Annotated in this window: 18 protein-coding genes; 13 read left to right on the top strand and 5 right to left on the bottom strand. The window is 72.0% G+C overall.

Going from position 1 to position 20,839, the window contains the following annotated elements:
* Positions 1–121: 121 nt before the first annotated feature.
* Together ACWC24_RS06170 and ppgK are read left to right on the top strand one after the other, a co-directional pair.
* Positions 122–1,147: a 4-hydroxy-3-methylbut-2-enyl diphosphate reductase gene (locus tag ACWC24_RS06170; RefSeq protein ID WP_450661632.1), complete on the top strand. Its 1,026-nt coding sequence runs from the start codon at positions 122–124 to the stop codon at positions 1,145–1,147.
* Between the two features lie 29 nt (positions 1,148–1,176).
* Entirely contained in the window at positions 1,177–1,923 is a 747-nt protein-coding gene (gene ppgK, locus ACWC24_RS06165; RefSeq protein ID WP_450661631.1) for a polyphosphate--glucose phosphotransferase, read from the top strand.
* 94 nt (positions 1,924–2,017) lie between these two features.
* On the opposite strand, the gene ACWC24_RS06160 is transcribed toward ppgK, so the two are convergent.
* A complete protein-coding gene (locus tag ACWC24_RS06160) occupies positions 2,018–2,674 on the bottom strand; it encodes a DUF6542 domain-containing protein (RefSeq protein WP_450661630.1) in 657 nt (218 codons plus the stop codon).
* 187 nt (positions 2,675–2,861) lie between these two features.
* On the opposite strand from ACWC24_RS06160, the gene ychF reads away from it, so the two are divergent.
* The 3 genes from ychF (at position 2,862) to ACWC24_RS06145 (ending at position 6,884) form a co-directional block, all read left to right on the top strand.
* On the top strand, positions 2,862–3,950 hold the full coding sequence (gene ychF / locus ACWC24_RS06155; RefSeq protein WP_450661629.1) for a redox-regulated ATPase YchF: 1,089 nt from the start codon (positions 2,862–2,864) through the stop codon (positions 3,948–3,950).
* Positions 3,951–4,316: 366 nt separating this feature from the next.
* Positions 4,317–4,571 carry a hypothetical protein gene (locus ACWC24_RS06150; protein ID WP_450661628.1) on the top strand — a complete coding sequence of 85 codons (255 nt, stop codon included), beginning with the start codon at positions 4,317–4,319 and terminating at the stop codon, positions 4,569–4,571.
* Between the two features lie 129 nt (positions 4,572–4,700).
* Complete coding sequence (locus ACWC24_RS06145; RefSeq protein ID WP_450661627.1) at positions 4,701–6,884, top strand: DEAD/DEAH box helicase; 2,184 nt, start codon at positions 4,701–4,703, stop codon at positions 6,882–6,884.
* A gap of 75 nt (positions 6,885–6,959) precedes the next feature.
* Here the strand turns inward: ACWC24_RS06145 and ACWC24_RS06140 are convergent, their stop codons facing one another.
* Entirely contained in the window at positions 6,960–7,541 is a 582-nt protein-coding gene (locus tag ACWC24_RS06140; RefSeq protein ID WP_450661626.1) for a Uma2 family endonuclease, read from the bottom strand.
* A gap of 288 nt (positions 7,542–7,829) precedes the next feature.
* Between ACWC24_RS06140 and ACWC24_RS06135 the strand changes: the two genes are divergently transcribed.
* The 6 genes from ACWC24_RS06135 (at position 7,830) to ACWC24_RS06110 (ending at position 14,342) form a co-directional block, all read left to right on the top strand.
* Positions 7,830–9,062, top strand: coding sequence for a DUF4190 domain-containing protein (locus ACWC24_RS06135; RefSeq protein WP_450661625.1), 1,233 nt, complete (start codon positions 7,830–7,832; stop codon positions 9,060–9,062).
* 147 nt (positions 9,063–9,209) lie between these two features.
* Entirely contained in the window at positions 9,210–9,962 is a 753-nt protein-coding gene (locus tag ACWC24_RS06130) for a GntR family transcriptional regulator (RefSeq protein ID WP_450661624.1), read from the top strand.
* A 299-nt stretch (positions 9,963–10,261) separates the two neighbouring features.
* Positions 10,262–10,456, top strand: a complete 195-nt coding sequence (locus ACWC24_RS06125; protein ID WP_152892976.1) for an SPOR domain-containing protein — start codon at positions 10,262–10,264, stop codon at positions 10,454–10,456.
* Between the two features lie 35 nt (positions 10,457–10,491).
* The gene (locus tag ACWC24_RS06120; RefSeq protein WP_450661623.1) at positions 10,492–10,905 is read left to right on the top strand and encodes a (deoxy)nucleoside triphosphate pyrophosphohydrolase; all 414 of its coding nucleotides are present in this window, start codon (positions 10,492–10,494) and stop codon (positions 10,903–10,905) included.
* Positions 10,906–10,971: 66 nt separating this feature from the next.
* On the top strand, positions 10,972–11,430 hold the full coding sequence (locus ACWC24_RS06115; RefSeq protein WP_450661622.1) for an ATP-binding protein: 459 nt from the start codon (positions 10,972–10,974) through the stop codon (positions 11,428–11,430).
* A gap of 299 nt (positions 11,431–11,729) precedes the next feature.
* The gene (locus tag ACWC24_RS06110; RefSeq protein WP_450661621.1) at positions 11,730–14,342 is read left to right on the top strand and encodes a SpoIIE family protein phosphatase; all 2,613 of its coding nucleotides are present in this window, start codon (positions 11,730–11,732) and stop codon (positions 14,340–14,342) included.
* Positions 14,343–14,468: 126 nt separating this feature from the next.
* On the opposite strand, the gene ACWC24_RS06105 is transcribed toward ACWC24_RS06110, so the two are convergent.
* Positions 14,469–16,103 carry a hypothetical protein gene (locus ACWC24_RS06105; protein WP_450661620.1) on the bottom strand — a complete coding sequence of 545 codons (1,635 nt, stop codon included), beginning with the start codon at positions 16,101–16,103 and terminating at the stop codon, positions 14,469–14,471.
* A 211-nt stretch (positions 16,104–16,314) separates the two neighbouring features.
* On the opposite strand from ACWC24_RS06105, the gene ACWC24_RS06100 reads away from it, so the two are divergent.
* Both ACWC24_RS06100 and ACWC24_RS06095 read left to right on the top strand, forming a co-directional pair.
* The gene (locus tag ACWC24_RS06100; protein ID WP_450661619.1) at positions 16,315–17,577 is read left to right on the top strand and encodes a hypothetical protein; all 1,263 of its coding nucleotides are present in this window, start codon (positions 16,315–16,317) and stop codon (positions 17,575–17,577) included.
* Positions 17,578–17,621: 44 nt separating this feature from the next.
* Positions 17,622–17,927 (top strand): hypothetical protein, encoded by a 306-nt coding sequence (locus ACWC24_RS06095; protein WP_450661618.1) that lies wholly within the window; start codon positions 17,622–17,624, stop codon positions 17,925–17,927.
* A gap of 161 nt (positions 17,928–18,088) precedes the next feature.
* Here the strand turns inward: ACWC24_RS06095 and ACWC24_RS06090 are convergent, their stop codons facing one another.
* Positions 18,089–18,859, bottom strand: a complete 771-nt coding sequence (locus tag ACWC24_RS06090; RefSeq protein ID WP_450661617.1) for a succinate dehydrogenase/fumarate reductase iron-sulfur subunit — start codon at positions 18,857–18,859, stop codon at positions 18,089–18,091.
* On the bottom strand, positions 18,856–20,802 hold the full coding sequence (locus tag ACWC24_RS06085) for a fumarate reductase/succinate dehydrogenase flavoprotein subunit (RefSeq protein WP_450661616.1): 1,947 nt from the start codon (positions 20,800–20,802) through the stop codon (positions 18,856–18,858). The genes ACWC24_RS06090 and ACWC24_RS06085 overlap by 4 nt, the downstream gene beginning before the upstream one ends.
* Positions 20,803–20,839: the final 37 nt, after the last annotated feature.

Below are 20,839 nucleotides of genomic sequence, written 5' to 3'. Positions count from 1 at the left end.
CCGGCGCCCGGCGGACGAGGCGGGTACGACCGGCCAGGTCCGCCCGCCGTCGGCCGGCCGACGGCCGGCCCGGGCGGGGACCGGGGCCAGGCGATCCGAGCCCCCCGGACACGGCCTTACGATGGTTCCCATGACTGCTTCGCCTGGCCGCCGTGTCCTGCTCGCCGCCCCCCGTGGCTACTGCGCGGGTGTGGACCGCGCCGTGATCGCCGTCGAGAAGGCCCTCGAGCAGTACGGGGCCCCGATCTACGTCCGGCACGAGATCGTGCACAACAAGTACGTCGTGCAGACCCTGGAGCGGAAGGGCGCGATCTTCGTCGAGCGGACGGAGGAGGTGCCCGAGGGGAACATCGTCATGTTCTCCGCGCACGGCGTCGCCCCCGTCGTCCACGAGGAGGCCGCGCGCGGTCGCCTCGCCACCATCGACGCGACCTGCCCGCTGGTCACGAAGGTCCACAAGGAAGCCGTCCGCTTCGCCAACGAGGACTTCGACATCCTGCTGATCGGGCACGAGGGCCACGAGGAGGTCATCGGCACCTCCGGCGAGGCCCCCGACCACATCCAGCTCGTCGACGGCCCCGCCGACGTCGCCAAGGTCGAGGTCCGCGACCCCTCCCGGGTGGTCTGGCTCTCCCAGACCACCCTCTCCGTCGACGAGACCATGGAGACCGTCGACGCGCTGAAGGAGAAGTTCCCGCAGCTCATCTCGCCGCCCAGCGACGACATCTGCTACGCCACCCAGAACCGTCAGCTCGCCGTGAAGCAGATGGGCGCCGAGGCGGACCTCGTGATCGTGGTCGGCTCGCGCAACTCCTCCAACTCCGTCCGGCTCGTCGAGGTCGCCAAGCTCGCCGGCGCGCGCGCCGCGCACCTGGTGGACTTCGCCAGCGAGGTCGACGAGGCCTGGCTGGAGGGCGTGACCACGGTCGGCGTCACCTCGGGCGCGTCGGTGCCGGAGGTGCTGGTCGAGGAGGTCCTGGCCTGGCTGTCCGAGCGCGGCTACGCGGACGTCGAGCTCGTGAAGGCGGCCGAGGAGTCCATCACCTTCTCGTTGCCCAAGGAACTCCGCCGTGACCTGCGCGAGGAGGCGGCGACGCTGGTCGCCGAACGCGGTGGGTCCGGTGCGGCCGCCGACTCCGTGGAGTGACGGTCGGCCCTACGTCGTAACGTAGGGCCATGCAGATCTTCGGCGTGGACATCGGTGGATCCGGGATCAAGGGCGCTCCCGTGGACCTGGACATGGGCGACCTGGCCCAGGAGCGGTGCAAGGTGCTCACCCCGCACCCGGCCACTCCGGACGGAGTGGCCGACGGGGTGAAGCAGGTCGTCGACCACTTCGGCTGGACCGGCCCGGTCGGACTCACCTTCCCGGGCGTGGTCACCGGCGGTTCCACCATTCGTACGGCGGCCAACGTCGACAAGAGCTGGATCGACCTGGACGCGCGCGCGTTGTTCAGCGAACGGCTGGGCGGCCTGCCGGTGACCGTGGTCAACGACGCGGACGCGGCGGGTGTCGCCGAGATGGAGTTCGGCGCCGGCCGGGGCCGCCGGGGCACGGTCATCCTGCTGACCTTCGGCACCGGGATCGGCAGTGCCCTCTTCGTCGACGGGGTGCTCGTCCCCAACACCGAGCTGGGCCACCTCGAACTGAACGGTCACGACGCGGAGAAGCGCGCCTCCAGCAGGGCCAAGGAGGACGGCGAGCTGACCTGGGAGCACTGGTCCCGCCGGGTCACGAAGTACCTCGCCCACGTCGAGATGCTGTTCTCGCCCGAGCTGTTCGTCATCGGCGGCGGCGTCAGCCGCAAGTCGGAGAAGTTCCTCCACTTCATCGAGGGCATCAAGGCCGAGATCGTCCCGGCCCAGCTCCAGAACAACGCCGGGATCGTGGGAGCGGCGATGCGGGCCCTCAAGGAGGGCTAGGGCCCCAGGAACGACCCTTGTGACGCGGGAACCCCGGGCCCTCGTGGCGCCGGGTTCACCGCGGCACCACGAGGGGCCGCCGGGGCCGCCGGGCTCACCGGGTTCGTCGGCGCCGGCTCAGCGCACGGACCCGCCGCGTGATCGCGATCAGCCCGGCGACGAGCGTTCCGCCGTACAGCCAGCCGGCCTGGGTGGCGAGCACCGTGATCACTCCCATCAGCCGGCTGCCGAGCCCGCCGTTGCCGTCGGCCATCGACAGCACCCCCGCCGTGAAGGCGATCGGCGCCACGACCGGCGCGGTCAGCAGGTCCCCCCGGCGCACCCACAGCGCGGTCAGCGCGCACACCGGCAGGAACAGCACCCCGTACACCGTCGGCGACCCGTCGAACAGCAGCAGGTCGAGCCAGCCGAGCAGGATCATCGCCGCCCCGCAGAACAGCCCCCCGCCCAGTCCGGTCAGCCGCGGGCCGGGCGCCTGCCCGGCGGGCCGGACGACCGGGGGAGCGGGCCGCCGTACCGCCACCCGACGGCGCTGCACGGGTCCGCCCGCGGGGGCGTTCTCCCGGGCCGGGCGCGAGGACGGCGCAGGACGGGACGAGGGCGCGGTACGGCCGGACGGGGACGAGGGAGCGGAGGACGGCCGGGCGGGCCGCGCCGCGCCCGCCCCGCCGCGTCCGCCCTGCGGGGGCAGGGGCGGAGGTGTACCGCGTCGCGGTCCGTGCTGCTGGGGGCGCGTCCTGTGTTGCTCCACTGGACCAACTTAGGTCGGTTTATGTGCTGAATGGCCCCTCAGACACGCCGATGGGCCGAGCTTGGCCAAGCGTTCGACACGAAGCCGGTAAGGGGCGCGGCACGCCGTAGACTGGTGGATCGGCCCCCTGGTCCCGCTGGCCCCGGCCCCCTGGCCCCCACCCCTCTCACGTACGGGAAGTCGCAACGTGTCGCTCACGATCGGAATCGTCGGTCTGCCGAATGTCGGCAAGTCGACCCTGTTCAACGCCCTGACCAAGAACGACGTGCTGGCGGCCAACTACCCGTTCGCCACGATCGAGCCCAACGTGGGCGTCGTCGGCGTCCCGGACGCCCGGCTCACGAAGTTGGCCGAGATCTTCTCCTCGCAGCGCGTCCTGCCGGCCACCGTCGACTTCGTCGACATCGCGGGCATCGTGCGCGGCGCCAGCGAGGGCGAGGGCCTGGGCAACAAGTTCCTCGCGAACATCCGCGAGTCGGACGCGATCTGCCAGGTCATCCGCGCCTTCAAGGACGAGAACGTCGTCCACGTCGACGGCAAGGTCTCGCCCAAGGACGACATCGAGACGATCAACACCGAGCTGATCCTCGCCGACCTCCAGACCATCGAGAAGGTCCTGCCGCGCCTCCAGAAGGAGTCGCGGATCAAGAAGGACATCGCGCCGAAGGTCGCGGCGGTCGAGGCGGCCAAGGAGATCCTGGAGAAGGGCGACACCCTGTTCTCCGCGGGCATCGCCCAGGGCTCGGGCAACGAGGAGCTGCTGCACGACCTGCACCTGCTCACCACCAAGCCGTTCCTCTACGTCTTCAACGTCGACGAGGACGAACTGGTCGACGAGGACTTCAAGACGGAGCAGCGCGCCCTGGTCGCCCCCGCCGAGGCGATCTTCCTCAACGCCAAGCTGGAGCAGGACCTCGCCGAGCTCGACGAGGCGGACGCCATGGAGCTCCTGGAGTCGGTCGGCGCCGAGGAGCCGGGCCTGGCCACCCTCGCCCGCGTCGGCTTCAACACCCTCGGCCTCCAGACCTACCTGACCGCAGGTCCCAAGGAGTCCCGCGCCTGGACGATCAAGAAGGGCGCGACGGCCCCCGAGGCCGCCGGTGTGATCCACACCGACTTCCAGAAGGGCTTCATCAAGGCCGAGGTCATCTCCTTCGAGGACCTGGTCGAGACGGGCTCGGTCGCCGAGGCCCGCGCCAAGGGCAAGGCCCGCATGGAGGGCAAGGAGTACGTCATGCAGGACGGCGACGTGGTGGAGTTCCGCTTCAACGTGTAGCGGGTGACGTAGCGCCACTTCGCTGACCTGGCAGACATGCAGGTCGAATGGGGTCTGACTCTTCGGGGTCAGGCCCCTGGTTTTTTTACCGTGCCGGACAGGTGCCGGATTCCGTCGGGCCCGCTTCGTCCGGGAGGCCTACGACGGGTCCTGCCCTCGGGAGCCGGGCAGTGGGGCGGTCCCTTTAACCAGCGGGCGGACGGGGCACAAGGGTGGACTCGGCTTCCCGGAGGGCGTAATCGGGTTGCCTGCAACCGGCTTTGACACGCACTCGGGGTTTCCGGGGCAGTCAGTAATCTGAGCCGCATGACAGCCAACTTAGATGAAGACGGTGACCGTGAAGGCGTCCCCTCTCCCGGGGAGGACGTGGCCGACCAGGAGCGTGACTACTGGGACAATCGGCGACTCATCCAGGAGTTGGACGACGACGAAGCCGGACGGCGGGAGCGACGTCGGCTGAGGGTGCAGGAGCGGAAGATGCATTTGCGGGTCCGTATGCATCGCCACGCACGTCAGCAGGACCAGGGACCGCTACCGAGTGACATGGTGCTCCCGCCGCTGTCCGGAGACGATGATCTCTACGGTCGCGACATCAGGGATTCCGGCGACGACCGGTACTGAGCTCGACTCCGTCGGAAATCTCGAGCTTTCCCCCACGAGGACGGGCACGCCTGCGCGCCGAGCGGCCTCGACCCGCGCTGACGGACGGCAGTGGCAGTATTCGGGGACATGGCGAGGGGGCGGGGCGGTATGGGACGCAGCGAGCGGGAGACGGTCGCCGCGGGAAGGCGGCTGTACGAGGCGGCGCAGGCGGTGGCCGGTGACCACGCGCGGGCTGTCGAGGCGGTTCGGGCGGCGCTGAAGCCGGTCTGCGACACGGCGGCGGAACAGGCGCTGGACGCCATCCCGGTGGCCAGGTTGAAGGAGATCACCGAGGGGCGGCTGAGGCTCGGGGAAGTCGAGAGGAGCGGGCTGCGGTCGGTCCGGCAGGTACTCGATGCCGGTTCCTACCGGTTGCGGCAGATTCCCGGCGTGGGGCAACGGACCGCCGATCAGGTCATCGCGGCGGCGCGTCAGATATCCGATGCCGTTCGGGAGACCATCGCCGTCCGTATCGACGTGGATCGGCCGGAGCCCCGGACCACCTCGCTCGTCATGGCCCTGCATGTGCTGGTGGAAGCGGGCCCCGAGGCGCGGCGAGCCGTCGAGACGGCCGCGGCTCTCTCGGATCGGTTCGGTCCGCTGCTGGTCGAGGCCAAACCGGCCTCCGGACGGCTGCGGATGCTGCTCGCGGGACAGGCCGAACGAGCGCGGGCGCGGCAGGCCGTCGCGGAGCTTCGCGAGCTGACCGAGGAAGCAGCGCGCAGTGGTGTGCCGGAGCTGCTCGCGCAGGCTTCGGTGGATCTGCTGCGCGGTACCTCGACGGAGGTCGCGGCCTGGGTCGACTTCGAGCTGCGTTCCGCCGAGTACTACAGCCTGCTCGCGGAGATCTCCGGCCGCAGACCGGACACCGCCGCCGCCGAGGGCTTCCTGCCCGACGACATTGCCGGGCGGGTCCGCGACCAGATGCTCGACGACACGCACCGGCGGGTGTCGCTGCGCGGCTATCAAGCCTTCGGGGCGCGCTTCGCCCTGGCGCAGCGCAAGGTGATCCTCGGCGACGAGATGGGACTCGGCAAGACCATCCAGGCCATCGCCGCTCTGGCTCATCTCGCCGCCGGGGGACGGAGTCACTTCATGGTCGTCTGCCCGGCCAGCGTCCTGATCAACTGGACGCGCGAGATCGAGGCCCGGAGCAAGCTGCGCGTGATGCCTCTGCACGGCCCCGACAGACAGGAGGCGTTCGCCGACTGGAAGGACCGGGGCGGCGTAGGGGTGACCACGTTCGACGCCCTGCGTGGTTTCCCCGCTCCCGGAGGCGGCGAGGTGGGGATGCTGGTCGTGGACGAGGCGCACTACGTGAAGAATCCGAAGACGCACCGCTCCCGAGCCGTGACCGAATGGTCCGGGCGCTGTGAACGCGTTCTCTTCATGACCGGCACACCGATGGAGAACCGGGTCGCCGAGTTCCGCAGCCTTGTGGAGATTCTCCAGCCGCACCTGGCAGAGGCTGTCGGTGACCGTGCCGGAGTGGCCGGCTCCAAGGCCTTCCGGAAGGCTGTCGCCCCGGTCTATCTGCGCCGCAACCAGCAGGATGTCCTGACCGAACTGCCCGCGCTCCAGCACACGGACGAGTGGGAGGAGCTGAGCGCGTCGGACGAGGACGCCTACCTCGAGGCCGTGCGCGCCGGCAACTTCATGGCGATGCGCAGAGCGGCGTATGCGCGCCCCGAGACGTCGGCCAAGCTGAACCGGCTGCGCGAGATCGTCGAGGACGCTGCCGAGAACGGGCTGAAGGTGGTGGTGTTCTCCAACTTCAGGGATGTCCTCGGGGTGGTGAAGGACATGCTGGATGCCGTGCGGATCCGTGGTGGCGGTCAGGTGTTCGGGCCGATCTCGGGAAGCGTGCCACCCGCGCGCCGCCAGCAGCTGGTGGACGAGTTCGCCGCCGTGCCGGGTCCCGCGGTGCTGGTGGCGCAGATCGAGGCGGCGGGGGTGGGGCTCAACATGCAGGCCGCGTCCGTCGTGATCATCTGTGAGCCCCAGATCAAGCCGACCCTCGAACACCAGGCGGTGGCGCGGGCCCACCGCATGGGACAGGTGCGTTCGGTCCAGGTGCACCGGCTGCTCGCCACCAGCGGAGTGGACCAGCGGATGGTGGAGATGTTGAAGAACAAGACCCGTCTGTTCGACGCGTACGCACGTCGCAGCGCGGTCGCCGAGTCGACGCCGGACGCGGTCGACATCTCGGACACGGCGATGGCCCGTCAGATCGTCGAGGAGGAGCAGGCGCGGCTGGGAGCGGTCCGCGAGGAGTCCGCAGGACACCTGTGAGCGACCGTCGGGACCCGCGCGAGCGGCCGTCGGGCCCCGACGGTCCGACGCCTTCCGCGTACCCGTGCCGGCCTTTCAGCCGCTGCGTGGTGGTGTCAGTTTGTCGAGGTCCAGGCTGATCTCGAAGGGCACCGGGCGCCGGAGGGTGCCCCGGAAGATTCCGGCGGGGGCGTAGGCGCCGGTCGGTCCGTCGAGTTCGTAGACGTGCACGACGGGTGCCCCGTCCTCGTCCTCGATGCACCAGTAGTGGGGGATGCCGGCCTCCGCGTACTTGCGGAGTTTGACCTTGCGGTCGCGGTGCGCGGACTCGGGGGAGACGACCTCGACGACGAGCCGCACGTCCTCGGGGGCGTACCAGGTGCGGTCGGGGTCGTAGGGCAGGTCCGTCAGAAGCAGGTCGGGCTCGGGGCGGTTGCGGGCGTCGAGGCGGATCGTCATCTCCCGCTCGACCTCGAAGCCGGCCGGTGCCTGCGCCATGAGCGTGGTGGTCAGGGCGGTGACGAGGCGGCCGTGCCAGGCCCGCTGCGGCGACATCATGAAGACAAGCGCTCCGTCGATCAGCTCGGTGTGGCGTGGCGCCTCGGGGAGGCTGTCCAGGTCCTCCGCGAACCAGCCTTCCGCGCGCGGCGGGCGCATCCAGTCGGGCAGTGCGGTCATGGCTTCACCGTAGCGGCCCGCGACCGGGCGCGGAGAGCCGAACGATCTCGGTCGGGGGATTTTCGGCGTCCTGCCGGGCCGCACCTCTGAGATCCCCCGCCCGCCGCCCGTCCGGCGTCACACGCCGGGCCGTGGCGCGCTTACCATGCGCCAAGGTCGTACGTCAGTTCTCATCTCTTCTCCCTTCCCTGCCAGGGGATCCGGGGATCCGGGGATCCGGGGCTGCCGCGTCCGAGTCGTCCCGCCGCCCCGCCCCGCCGTCCCGTCAGAAGCAGGAGCACGGTAGCCGTGTCCATACCTCCGCCCCCGGGGACCCACGACCCCCAGCAGCCCCAGCAGCCCCAGCAGCCCCAGCAGCCCCAGCAGCCCCAGGGTCCCTACCAGGTGCCGCCGCCCGCGCCGTACCCGCAGTACGGGGCCTACGGGCAGCCTCCGTACCAGACCTGGGGGCAGGGCTACAGCCCGTTCAACCGGCCCGCGCCCGTCAACGGCCTGGCCATCGCCTCCCTGGTCCTCGGCATCCTCTGCTTCCTGCCGGCGGTCGGACTGGTGCTGGGGATCATCGCGCTGGTGCAGATCAAGCGGCGCGGCGAGCGCGGCAAGGGGCTGGCGATCGGCGGGACGGTGATGTCGTCGATCGGGATCGTGCTGTGGACGCTGGCGCTCACCACGAGCGCGGCGCACGACGCCTGGGAGGGGTTCAAGGAGGGCGCCGCGAACAGCGTGAGCGTGCCGGTCGGCGTCGGTGAGTGCTTCGACGCGCCGGACGCCGAGGACGGCTACACCTACGACGTCGACGTGGTCCCCTGCGACGGCGAGCACGACGGCGAGGCGTTCGCCGTGTTCGATCTGCACAAGGGCGCGGACTACCCGGACGACTCCTACCCCGGCGAGACCCGTGTCACGGACATCGCCGACGACAGGTGCTACACGCTTCTGGCCCGCTACGCGATGGACCCCTGGGCCGTTCCCGAGGACGTCGACGTGTACTACTTCACCCCGACCGAGGACTCCTGGGACGTCGGCGACCGCGAGATCACCTGCTTCTTCGGCAACACGGACGAGGACGCCACGCTGACCGGCTCGCTGCGCAACGACGCCTCGATGCTCGACGCGGACCAGGAGGCCTTCCTGAAGGCGGGCCAGGCCCTGGACACCGCGCTCGCCCAGGAGCCCGTGGACTACCCCGAAGAGGATCTCGAGGTCAACACGGACTGGGCGGGCGACGTCGAGGACGCGCTCGCGGCGCAGGCCGCGGCGCTGCGCGCGCACGAGTGGCCGGCCGCCTCCGAGCGGCCCGTGGCCGCCCTGGTGAAGGACGTGGAGGCCGCCCGCAAGGAGTGGGCGAAGGCCGCCGCGGCCGACGACGCGGACACGTTCTACGCGCACTACGACAGCGGGTACGAGTTCATCGACGACGCCGCCGCGGTCACCGCGCGCAAGGCTCTGGGCCTGGCCACCACCCCGCCGTCGTACGACGACTCCGGCGACGGCGCGGGCAGTGGGGACCTCGATGTGTGAGCGCGGCCGGAGTGGGGAGAAAGTGCCTGCGTAAAGCCCTCCACAACCCCAAGTAATCACATCGAGTGATTCCCTGGCCTTTGCTTGCACGAGACGACCCACGGTTGCCAGGCTGTTGCTGTCTGTACAATCTGATGGGAGCGGCCAGTGACATTCGGTGAGCAGCCGGCGTATCTGCGCGTCGCGGGTGATCTCCGCAAGAAGATCGTCGACGGTTCCCTGCCACCGCACACCCGGCTGCCCTCCCAGGCCAGAATCCGCGAGGAGTACGGCGTCTCGGACACCGTCGCCCTGGAGGCGCGCAAGGTGCTGATGGCCGAGGGGCTCGTCGAGGGCCGCTCCGGCTCGGGGACGTATGTGCGCGAGCGGCCGGTTCCGCGCCGGATCGCCCGCTCCGGGTTCCGTCCGACCGGCGGCGCGACCCCCTTCCGCCAGGAGCAGGCCGACGCGGACACGCGCGGCACCTGGGAGTCCAGCAGCGCGCAGGCGGAGGCGAGCGGCGCCGTCGCCGAGCGGCTCGGCATCAAGCCCGGCGACCGCGTGATGTGCACGCGGTACGTGTTCCGGGAGGCCGGTGAGGCGATGATGCTCTCCACCTCCTGGGAGCCGCTCGCCGTGACCGGGCGGACGCCGGTGATGCTGCCCGAGGAGGGGCCGCTCGGGGGCATGGGCGTGGTCGAGCGGATGCGTGCCATCGACGTCGTCGTGGACAACGTCACCGAGGAGGTCGGCGCCCGTCCCGGCCTCGCGGAGGAACTCCTCGCGCTGGGCGGGGTGCCCGGCCATGTCGTCCTCGTCGTCCAGCGCACGTACTACGCCTCGGGGCGCCCGGTGGAGACGGCCGACGTGGTCGTCCCGGCGGACCGGTACCGGGTCGCGTACCACCTTCCCGTGAAGTAGCGCACAACCCCCTGTCCACCGCCCCGGACGGCGCTCGGTCGAGGCCGTCCGGGGCGCTGTTGTCTTCAGGTCGTTCTCGCAGGTCGTCCCGGGCGTCTTCGGCATGCCGCCGACCGGGCGCGGTACACGGTGCGTGGGGCGCGTTCGCTCTCGTGCGCCCCCGGGGGCTGGCCGGTTGCGTACCTCTTTGTGAAAAGCCGTATTCGCTGCGTGAAGGTTAGGCGTAGGCTCGGGCATATGCGGATTGCGGTTTCGTTAGAAGGCGGGGCGCGGGGCGAAGCGCGGGCGGGAGGGGGGCGATGAACGACGGCGGCACGATCGCTCTTCCCTGGCTCGTCATAAGGCAGGACGACAACGGCAATCGCTATCGCGTGGGGAGGTACGCGACCCGCGCCGAGGCGCAGAAGATCGCGGACAGTCTCGACCACCGCGGGCACAAGCAGCTGTACTGGGTCGAGCGGATCGGGCAGCACGACGACGCCACCCGCAACTGACCTGCCCGCCACCCCGCTCCCGTAGGCTCCGGCCCATGACGGAACGGATCGTGGTCGGGGCCGCCCTGCTCGACGGTGGCCGCCTGCTCGCCGCGCGCCGCAGTGCGCCCCCCGAGCTGGCCGGACGCTGGGAGCTGCCCGGCGGCAAGGTCGAACCGGGCGAGACGCCCGAGGCGGCACTCGTGCGCGAGCTGCGCGAGGAGCTCGGCGTCGAGGCCGAGGCCGTGGAGCGCGTACCGGGTCGGTGGCCGCTGAGAGCGCCGTACGTCCTGTGCGTGTGGACCGCGCGACTGCGTGCCGACTCCGCCGCGCCCGAGCCCCTCCAGGACCACGACGAGCTGCGCTGGCTCACCCCCGCCGAGATCTGGGACGTGGACTGGCTGGAGCAGGATGTGCCCGCCGTGCGGGAGACGCTCGCGCGCCTGGATGCCGGCGCGGACACGATCTGAGCTCCCCGTACGCCGTTTGCGCCACAGTGCGCCCTGGAGAGCGGTGTCTCACGCCGGATGTCGGGTATGTGCCTACTAACCCCTCGAAACCGGACATGGGGCGATCCGCTTGCCCGGGAAGTGATCGGCGTGATCGACACCGAAGGCGACTGTACGGAATGGACCTTTCCCGCAGACCCCGGCGCAGCCCGCGCCGCGCGCGCGGTGGTCCGGGAGCGGCTGCGGGGCTGGGAACTCGAATCCGTCAGTGACATGGCGGCCCTGCTGGTCAGCGAACTCGTGACCAACTCCCTGCGCCATGCGACCGGTCCGATCGGAGTCCGCCTCGTGCGTCCCTCCCGGCAGCGCGGAGTGCTGGTGGAGGTCTCCGACCCGCTGCCCGACCCGCCCCGCGAGCGCGCCGCCCGCCCGGAGGACGAGAGCGGCCGTGGCCTGCAACTGGTCGCGTCCTCCTCGCGTCGCTGGGGCACCCGGCCCGGATCCGCGGGCAAGACCGTGTGGTTCGAGCTCGCGGTGCCGGACTGAGCAGTCAAACCAGTCCTTTTGAGTGGTTTCGGCGCGTACGTCCCCTGGCGTCGCCTGTACGCGCGCCCCCGTACTGTCGACTGGCCGATTCAGGTCGATGATGATCCCCCGCGGACGTGGTTCGACGGCGTGTTCCCTGGTTAGAAGACTGGAAGTGTTGTCACGGACAGGTCCGAAAAGAACCTGGACCGTGCTGTGATCGTGAACACCGTGTCGTGCGGCACCGTAGTGCTGGATACTGCGGGCAGCCGCCCCCGGTGACCGGTGCCGGGCGCGGTGAGCTGGAGGGGACGGTTCGCGTGAGCGAGATACCAGCGAAGGCGACGGAGTCCGAGGACCCGTCGGGCGGAGCGAGGGCGGATGCCTCGGGCACCGCTGCCCACGCGGAGGTGTCGTCCGGCGATCCCATGTGGCAGAGCAGTCCGCCCGGCTCGATGTACGACTACATCCGGGTCGCGTCCTTCTCCATCGGCCCCGACGGTTTCGTGGACCAGTGGAGCCTGCGCGCCGAGGAGATCTTCGGCATCCCGGCCGAACGTGCCGTGGGCATGGATCCCATCCAGGCGTTCGTCGACCCCGACCTGCGCGAACGCGGCCAGCGCAAGATGGCCGAGATCCTCGACGGCCGGGAGTGGACCGGGGTGGTCCCCTTCCGGATGCCGGACGCCCCGGCCGGGGAGCGCGGCGAGGAGGGACTCGCCGAGGTCTACGTCATGCCGACCCGGACCACGGAGGGTGACAAGGCCGCCGTCTGCATCGTCGTCGACGTCCGCACCCTGCGCAGCATCGAGACCGACCTCGCCGCCTCGCAGGCGATATTCGGCCAATCTCCGTTCGGCTTCCTGCTGATCGACGCCGACCTCCGGGTGCGCCGCGCCAACGAGCGGTTCGCCTCCATCTTCGGCGGCAGCCCCGACGACCACCGCGGCCAGGGCGTCCACGACTATCTGCCGCGCGGCGAGGCCGACCGGGTCTCCGCGACCCTGCGCCGCGTCCTGGAGACCGGCGACTCCATCACGGACATGCACGTCACGGGCTTCGTGCCGGGCTCCGAGGAGCGCCGCCACTGGTCCATCAACCTCTACCGCGTGCACAGCGGCAGCGGCCGCCCGATCGGCATCGCCTGGCTCGGCACCGACATCACCTCCCGCCGTGCCGCCGCCCGCGAGGCCGCCGCCGCCCGCCGCAACCTCGCCCTGCTCAACGAGGCCGGCGCCCGGATCGGCAACTCCCTCGACCTGGAGACCACCGCCCGCGAACTCCTGGACGTCGTCGTGCCGGGATTCTGCGACCTCGCCACCGTCGACCTCTACCAGGGCCTGCTGGCCGGCGACGAGACCCCGCCCGGCCTCGCCGACGGCAGCGCCGAACTGCGCCGCGTCGCCTTCGCCAGCGCCGTGTCCGACGCGCCCTTCGCGGGCGGCGACCAGCCGGTCGCGGTCGGCGCGGTCCACCACTACCCCTTCAACTCCCCGTGCGCGGACGCCCTGCGCACCGCCCGCCCGCTGCTCATCCCGGGCGAGGACGGCGGTCTGGTGCAGTCCACGCTCGCCGTCCCGATGGTCGCCCACGACACGGTCGTCGGACTGGCGCAGTTCGCCCGGACGAAGGGCAGCGAGCCGTTCGGCGACCGGGACCGGGACCTGGCGGTGGAGCTGGCGGCGCGGGCCGCCGTCTGTATCGACAACGCCCGTCTGTACCGCCGCGAGCACGAGCGGGCGCTGATCCTGCAACGGTCCCTGCTGCCGCCCGGCGACCCGGTCGCCTCCGGTCTCGACATCGCCTGTCGCTATCTGCCGGGCAACGCCTCCACCGGCCGCCCCAGCGAGGTCGGCGGCGACTGGTTCGACGTCATCGAACTGCCCGGCCACCGTACGGCGCTGGTGGTGGGCGACGTGATGGGCCGCGGGCTGCGCGCGGCGGTGGCCATGGGCGAACTGCGCACCGCCGTACGGACCCTGGCCCTGCTCGACCTCGAACCCGCCGAGGTGCTCTCGGCGTTGGACGAGATCGCCCGCGGGCTCGGCACCCCCGGCGGGGTCCAGCAGGCCACCCGGGCCGCCCGCCGCCCCCGCGAGGCCGACCTCTCCGAGGTGTACCTCGCGACCTGCGTCTACGCGGTCTACGACTCCGTCACCCGCCGCTGCACCTTCGCCAACGCCGGTCATCTGCCCCCCGTCCTCGTCGAACCGGGCGAGGCCGCGCTGATGCTCGACGTGCCGCCCGGGATGCCCCTCGGCGTCGGCGGCGAGCCGTTCGAGGAGGTGGAGGTCGAACTGCCCGAGGGCGCCCTGCTGGCGCTCTACACGGACGGCCTGGTCGAATCCCGCGACCACCCCCTCGACGAGGGCCTCCAGGCGTTCGTGGGCGCGCTGACCGACCCGACGCGCCCGCTGGAGGACGTCTGCGACCACGTCCTGCGGACCCTCGACACCCACCACGGCGAGGACGACATCGCGCTGCTGATGGCCCGCGTCCAGGGGCTGCCCACCGAGTCCGTCGGCGACTGGACGCTGCCGCGCGAGCCGCGCAGCGTCGGCCGCGCCCGCGAGTACGCGCGCGGCCAACTGCTCAGCTGGGGCATGGAGCCCCTGGTCGACACCACGGAACTCCTCGTCAGCGAACTGGTCACCAACGCGCTGCGCTACGGCGAGGGCGAGATCCGGCTGCGCCTGCTCCTCGACCGCACCCTGGTGTGCGAGGTCTGGGACTCCGGCCTGGTCCAGCCCAGGCGACGGCGTGCCCGCGACACCGACGAGGGCGGCCGCGGCCTCCAGCTCGTCGGCCTGCTCTCCGCCGCCTGGGGCTCGCGCCGCACCCCCCGGGGCAAGACGGTGTGGTTCGAACTCCCCCTCCCGGACGGCGAGACGGGCCTCATGGACCCGGCGGAGGCGTTGCTCAGCCTGTTCTGAGCCGTACGGCGACCGCGTACGGCGTTCCGGGCGTCCCCGGTTGGCTGTACGGCGTTCCGGGCGGCCAGGGGTGGCCGTGCGGGCGGCGCGGGCCGGCGCACGGGCGTCCCGGCCGGCTCTCCGGGGTCAGGTGGGCGCCGGCCCCCTGCGGTCGCGGGTGCGGGGGCCGCCGAAGCTCGGGGGCGTGCCGTCCTGCGCGGCGCCGGGCGACAGCAGGCCGCCGAGCACCGCCCCGGCGAGGCCGCTCTCGTGCGCGGTGGGACCGTCGTGCGGATTGCCGTGCGTACGTACGTCCAGCTCGGCCAGCTCGCGGGCCTGCGTGGCCAGGTCGCCGCAGGCCAGGACATCCGTCAGGACGTCCGCCGGGACACTCACCGAGACGTCCGCCGACGCGTCCGCCGGGACGCCGACGGGGACGTCGCCCGGGACATCGGCCGGGACCCCCGCCGGGACCGCCGCCGGGCCCTCTCCCGGCGCGCCCGCCGCACCGTCCCGCGGGACGCGACCGCCCGCCCGGCCGTCCACCGAGGCCAGGCAGCGTTCCGCCGCCGCCAGCCGGGTACGGGCCTCGGCGCCCACCACCCCCCGGTGCGTCGCGACGAAGCCGCCCGCGCCCGCGACGTCGGACCGGGCGACGAGCGACGCGGCCGCCGCCAGCACCCCGCCCCGCCCGGTGTCCAGCGGCGCGGTCGCCCCGACGACCCGGCGCAGCAGGCCCAGCGGATCGTGCGGACGCCGTGCGGTCACCTCCTGGCGTACAGAGTCCAGCACCGCGTCCGCGTGCAGCAGCCGTGACCGCAGCTCGCCCGAGGGCACCCCGGGCAGCGCCGCGGGCCCGGCCGCCCGCACCCTCGCGAGCTGGGCCTCCGCCCCCGTGAGCGCGGCCGGCAGCCACCGCGCGGCCGTCGTCAGCGCGGTCGCGAGGCGGTGCACCTCGTCCACGAACACCGCCGCCTGGGCCACTCCGCCCTCGGCGGCCCGCAGATGCAGGGCGGCCTTGCCCGGCTCGCCGCGATCGGCGGTCTGGCGGGCCCGGTTGAGCCGGGAGGTGGCGAACACCAGCCGGTCCTTGGCCTGTTCGACGTACCCCGTGACCCCGGCGCTCGCCGCGGGCCCGTACCGGACGGTCAGGTCCGCGAGCGTCGCCTGGGCCGCCCCGATCCGACCGGCCAGCTGCCGGAACCGCGCCTCCGCCGCCTCCAGCGCCGCACCGGCCCCGAACTCCGGACCGCGCAGCCGGTCGAACCCCACCGCTTCCGCGTCCAGCCGCCGCCCCGCCTCCGCGCACCGGCCGTCGATGCCCGCGAGCGCGTGCCGCCGGGCCGTCTCCTCCGCCGGTACGCCCTCGTCGTAGCGCTGCCGTATCGCGAACGCGGCGGCCAGTTCCGCCTCCGCCTCCCGCACCGCCCGCGCGTACGGTTCCGCGGGGCCGGTCCCGGACAGGGCCACCGCGCAGGCGAGTTCCTCCCGGCTGGTGCGTACGCAGTCGTCCGCCTCGACCAGTGCCGCCCGCGTCCGCCGGTCCAGTTCGGCCGGCGGTTCGACGGCGGGCGCGGCGGAGGGGCCGCCGGGGGTCGTCCGGGTCCGGGCCCGTCTGGTGCGTCGTACGTAGCCGTAGCCCGCGACCACGCCTGCCGCGCCCACCGCCGCGAGCGGCAGGACGAGATCGACGGCGGACGCCTGCGCGGCCTGGGCGGCGACCGGGGTGCAGACGGGCCGCGGGCCGGTGATCGCAACCGGCGGGTCGCTCCGCGTCGTCATCCCTGGCAACACCAGCCACACGAGCCCGAGGACCCCGCCCAGCGCGGCATGTGCCACCTGCACGGGTATGTGCGAGGTCGCACGCCGTGGCCGGCCCCGGAACAAGGATGACGTCACATTTGGGAGCGTATGACCGCCCATGCGGGCACGCGAGCGGTGTGCGTCCGGGACGGGGCGCCAGGGGCGGGCCGAGACACGAGGGGGACACGGGATGGACCGCACAGGCCCGGACCAGGACGCGAACACGAAGGCAGGCGCGAACCCGGACGCGGCCCCGGACACGGACGCGGCCCGGCACCCGGAAGCAGCCCGGCACCCGGACGCGAGCGCAGCCCCGGACGCAGACGCGAACGCGAACACGAACACAGCCCCCGACGCGAACGCCACCACCGACCCCACCACCGACTCCGCCGCAGACTCGGTCCCCGCCCCCGAATCCGCCGCGGCCCCCACCCCCGCCCGCCCCCGCCGACGCGCCCGCCGGTCGGTGCGGATCGCTCTGGGGCTCGTCCTGGCCCTCCTGCTGCCCCTGCTCGCCGCCGAGACCGCCCTGCGGGTGAACTACGCGGGCGACCCGGCCGACGGCACGTACACCCGGGGCCGGGACGCGATCTGGCTCGGTCACGCCTGGGTCGACGGGCGCAAGCGCGACGCCGACGTCACGGCCCTGGCCCACCGTCTGGACGGCAGCGGCATCCGCGACCTCTACGTCCACGCGGGCCCGCTGGAGCACGACGGGACGCTTCCCAAGTCGGCGTACGCACATGCGGGTTGGCTGATAGCGGCGGTGCATCGCGAGCTACCCGGTGTCCGGGTGCAGGCCTGGCTGGGCGACGTACTGGCCACCGAGGGGCCGGACGGCATGCGTCTGGAGCGGGCCGCGACCCGTGCGGCGGTCGTCCGCTCCACCCGCGAGATCCTTGCCGCGGGCTTCGACGGCGTCCACTTCGACCTGGAGCCCCTGCACTCGGGCGACGGCCACTACCTCGCCCTCCTCGACTCCCTGCACACGGTCACCGCGGCCGCCGGTGTCCCGCTCTCCGTCGCCTCCCACCAGATCGACCCGCTCCCCGGGTTCCACTCCTTCTGGGGAACCGTCGCCGGGCATCCGAAGTGGTGGTCGCAGGAGTTCTTCGGGCAGGTCGCGCGCCGGGTCGACCAGATCGCCGTGATGTCGTACGACACCATGCAGCCGCTGCCGAGCACCTACGGCGGCTATGTCGCCCAGCAGACTTCCCTCGCCCTGGAGGTCACCCCGCCCACCACCGACCTGCTGATGGGCCTGCCGTTCTTCCACGAGAACCGCTTCGGGCACTGGGCGCACGCCGAGACCGTCCCCGCCGCCGTCCGGGGGGTCCGCCTGGGGCTGTCCCGCACCGACCGCGGGCGCGCGAACTTCGGCGTCGCCCTGTACGTCGACTTCGCGGCCACGGAAGCCGACTGGCAGGCGTACGAAGCGGGTTGGGTGGGCTGACCTGTCCCTTTCCACCCGCCCCCGGCCGTGCGATCATCAACGCCGTGAACACAGCGATATACATCGTCGCGGTGATCGTCGCCGTGCTGATGGGGGCTGCCGGCATCGCCGGCGCGGCGACCGGCTGGGTCTCGCCGTGGGGCAGCGGGATCCTGCGGCCGAGGCTGATGGGCTGGGCGACGCTCCTCGCCGCGGTCGGGTTCAGCCTGTTCATCTTCCTGGGCCCGCTCGGCGGCTCCCACGGCCCGCTGCCGTGGATCGGCTGGGCCGCCTTCATGATCGGGCTGTTCCTCCAGTCGCGCGCCCGGCGCCCCGACATCATCCCCTTCGGCAACTGGCGGCGCTCCTAGTGCCGCGGCAGGCAACGTTCGCCCCGTCGCGACGCCCGGCACGCACTCTCGCCGCACCGGCCGAAAGCCCAAGTACGTCCAGTACGAGGACTTCCGGCCGGCACGCCGAGAGCACGCACCAGACGCCGCTCCTTGACGGGCAAACGTTGCCTGCCGCGGCACTAGCTCGACCGCCGTCCGATCTTCGACCCCAGCCACACCAGCGGGTCGTACTTGCGGTCCACCGCGCGTTCCTTCAGCGGGATCAGCGCGTTGTCCGTGATCTTGATGCCCTCGGGGCACACCTCCGTACAGCACTTGGTGATGTTGCAGTAGCCGAGGCCGTGCTCGTCCTGGGCCGTACGGCTGCGGTCCAGGCCGGTATCGGCCGCCGCGTCCAGCGGGTGCATGTCCAGCTCCGCGACCCGCATCAGGAAGCGCGGCCCGGCGAAGGCCGGCTTGTTCTCCTCGTGGTCGCGCACGACATGGCAGGTGTCCTGGCACAGGAAGCACTCGATGCACTTGCGGAACTCCTGCGAGCGGTCCACGTCCTCCTGCTGCATGCGGTACTCGCCGGGGCCGAGCCCGGCCGGCGGCACGAAGGCCGGAACCTGCCTGGCCTTGGTGTAGTTGAAGCCGACGTCCGTCACCAGGTCGCGGACCACCGGGAAGGCGCGCAGCGGGGTGACGGTGATCGTCTCGTCCCGGGTGAACACCGACATGCGGGTCATGCACATCAGCCGGGGACGGCCGTTGATCTCCGCCGAGCACGAACCGCACTTGCCCGCCTTGCAGTTCCAGCGGACGGCGAGGTCGGGGGCCTGGGTGGCCTGGAGGCGATGGATGATGTCGAGGACGACCTCGCCGTCGTTCACCTCGACCGCGAAGTCCTCCAGCCCACCGCCCTTCGTGTCCCCGCGCCACACCTTGAAGCGGGCCTCGTAGCTGCTCACTCGTAGAGCTCCTCTTCGGCGAGGTACTTGACCAGCTCCTCCTTGTCGAAGAGGGCGAGCAGGTCCGGTCGGATGGGTTCGGTGTTCTCGCGGGTGAGGGAGACCTGCCCGCCGTCCGGTTCGGGTGCCGCCGGCTCCCCGGCCGCGTCGGCCAGCCGGCAGATCAGGTTGGCGCGGCGCCACCTGCGGTCCATCGTGGGGTGGTCCTCGCGGGTGTGCCCGCCGCGCGACTCGGTGCGCTCCAGCGCGGCCCGCGCCACGCATTCGCTGACCAGCAGCATGTTCCGCAGGTCCAGGGCGAGGTGCCAGCCGGGGTTGAACTGCCGGTGGCCCTCGACCCCGGCCCGTCGGGCCCGTACCCGCAGCTCGGCCAGTTTCTCCAGGGCCTGCTCCATCTCGGCCTCGCGGCGGATGATGCCGACCAGGTCGTTCATCGTCTGCTGGAGTTCCTGGTGCAGGGTGTACGGGTTCTCCGGCGGATGTCCCTCCCGATCGCCCGGTGTCGGTCCCTCCGCCGAGAACGGCCGCAGCGCCTCCGCCGCCGCCCGGTCGACCTCGGCCTCGTCCACGGCCGGCCGCCCGTCGGCGAGCCCGGCCGCGTGCTCGGCGGCGTGCAGGCCCGCCCGCCGTCCGAACACCAGCAGGTCGGAGAGGGAGTTGCCGCCGAGCCGGTTGGAGCCGTGCATCCCGCCCGCGACCTCACCGGCCGCGTACAGCCCCGGCACCCCGCGGGCGGCGGCCGTGTCCGAGTCGACCGCGATGCCGCCCATCACGTAGTGACAGGTGGGCCCGACCTCCATCGCCTCGGCCGTGATGTCGACGTCGGCCAGCTCCTTGAACTGGTGGTACATCGAGGGCAGCCGACGCCGGATCACCTCGGCGGGCATCCGCGTCGACACGTCCAGGAACACCCCGCCGTGCGGGGAGCCGCGGCCCGCCTTGACCTCGGAGTTGATGGCGCGGGCGACCTCGTCGCGGGGGAGCAGTTCGGGCGGACGCCGGTTGTGGTCCGGGTCCTCGTACCAGCGGTCGCCCTCCTCCTCGGACTGGGCGTACTTCTCCTTGAAGACGTCGGGGATGTAGTCGAACATGAACCGCTTGCCCTCGGAGTTCCTGAGCACCCCGCCGTCGCCGCGCACCGACTCCGTGACGAGGATGCCCTTCACCGACGGCGGCCAGACCATGCCGGTCGGGTGGAACTGCACGAACTCCATGTTCAGCAGCGGCGCCCCGGCCAGCAGGGCCAGCGCGTGCCCGTCGCCGGTGTACTCCCACGAGTTCGACGTCACCTTGAACGACTTGCCGATGCCGCCGGTCGCGATCACGACCGAGGGTGCCTCCAGGACGAAGAAGCGGCCGGACTCGCGCTCGTAGGCGAACACCCCCGAGACCCGGCCCCCGGCGTCCTTCAGGACCCGGGTGACCGTGCACTCCTGGTAGACCTTGAGGCGGCTCTCGTAGTCGCCGGTCTCCCGGTGGTCCTCCTGCTGGAGGGCGACGATCTTCTGCTGGAGGGTCCGGATCAGTTCGAGACCCGTACGGTCGCCCACATGGGCCAGGCGCGGGTACTCGTGGCCGCCGAAGTTGCGCTGGGAGATCCGGCCGTCCTTCGTACGGTCGAACAGCGCGCCCCAGGTCTCCAGCTCCCACACCCGGTCCGGCGCCTCGCGCGCGTGCAGCTCGGCCATCCGCCACTGGTTGAGGAACTTGCCGCCGCGCATGGTGTCGCGGAAGTGGACCTGCCAGTTGTCGTGCTCGTTGGCGTTGGCCATCGCCGCGGCGATCCCGCCCTCGGCCATCACCGTGTGCGCCTTGCCGAACAGCGACTTGCAGATGACGGCGGTGCGGGCGCCGCGCTCACGCGCCTCGATCGCGGCGCGCAGACCGGCGCCGCCGGCCCCGACCACGACGACGTCCCACTCCTGCCGGTCGACCACGGACATCAATAGGCCCCACTCGTTAGTAGAAGCGCGGTTCGGT

The organism is Streptomyces sp. NPDC001443 (assembly GCF_053597355.1).
The sequence above is the reverse complement of the archived record's forward strand: the minus strand, read 5'-3'. Positions and strand labels throughout refer to the sequence as shown.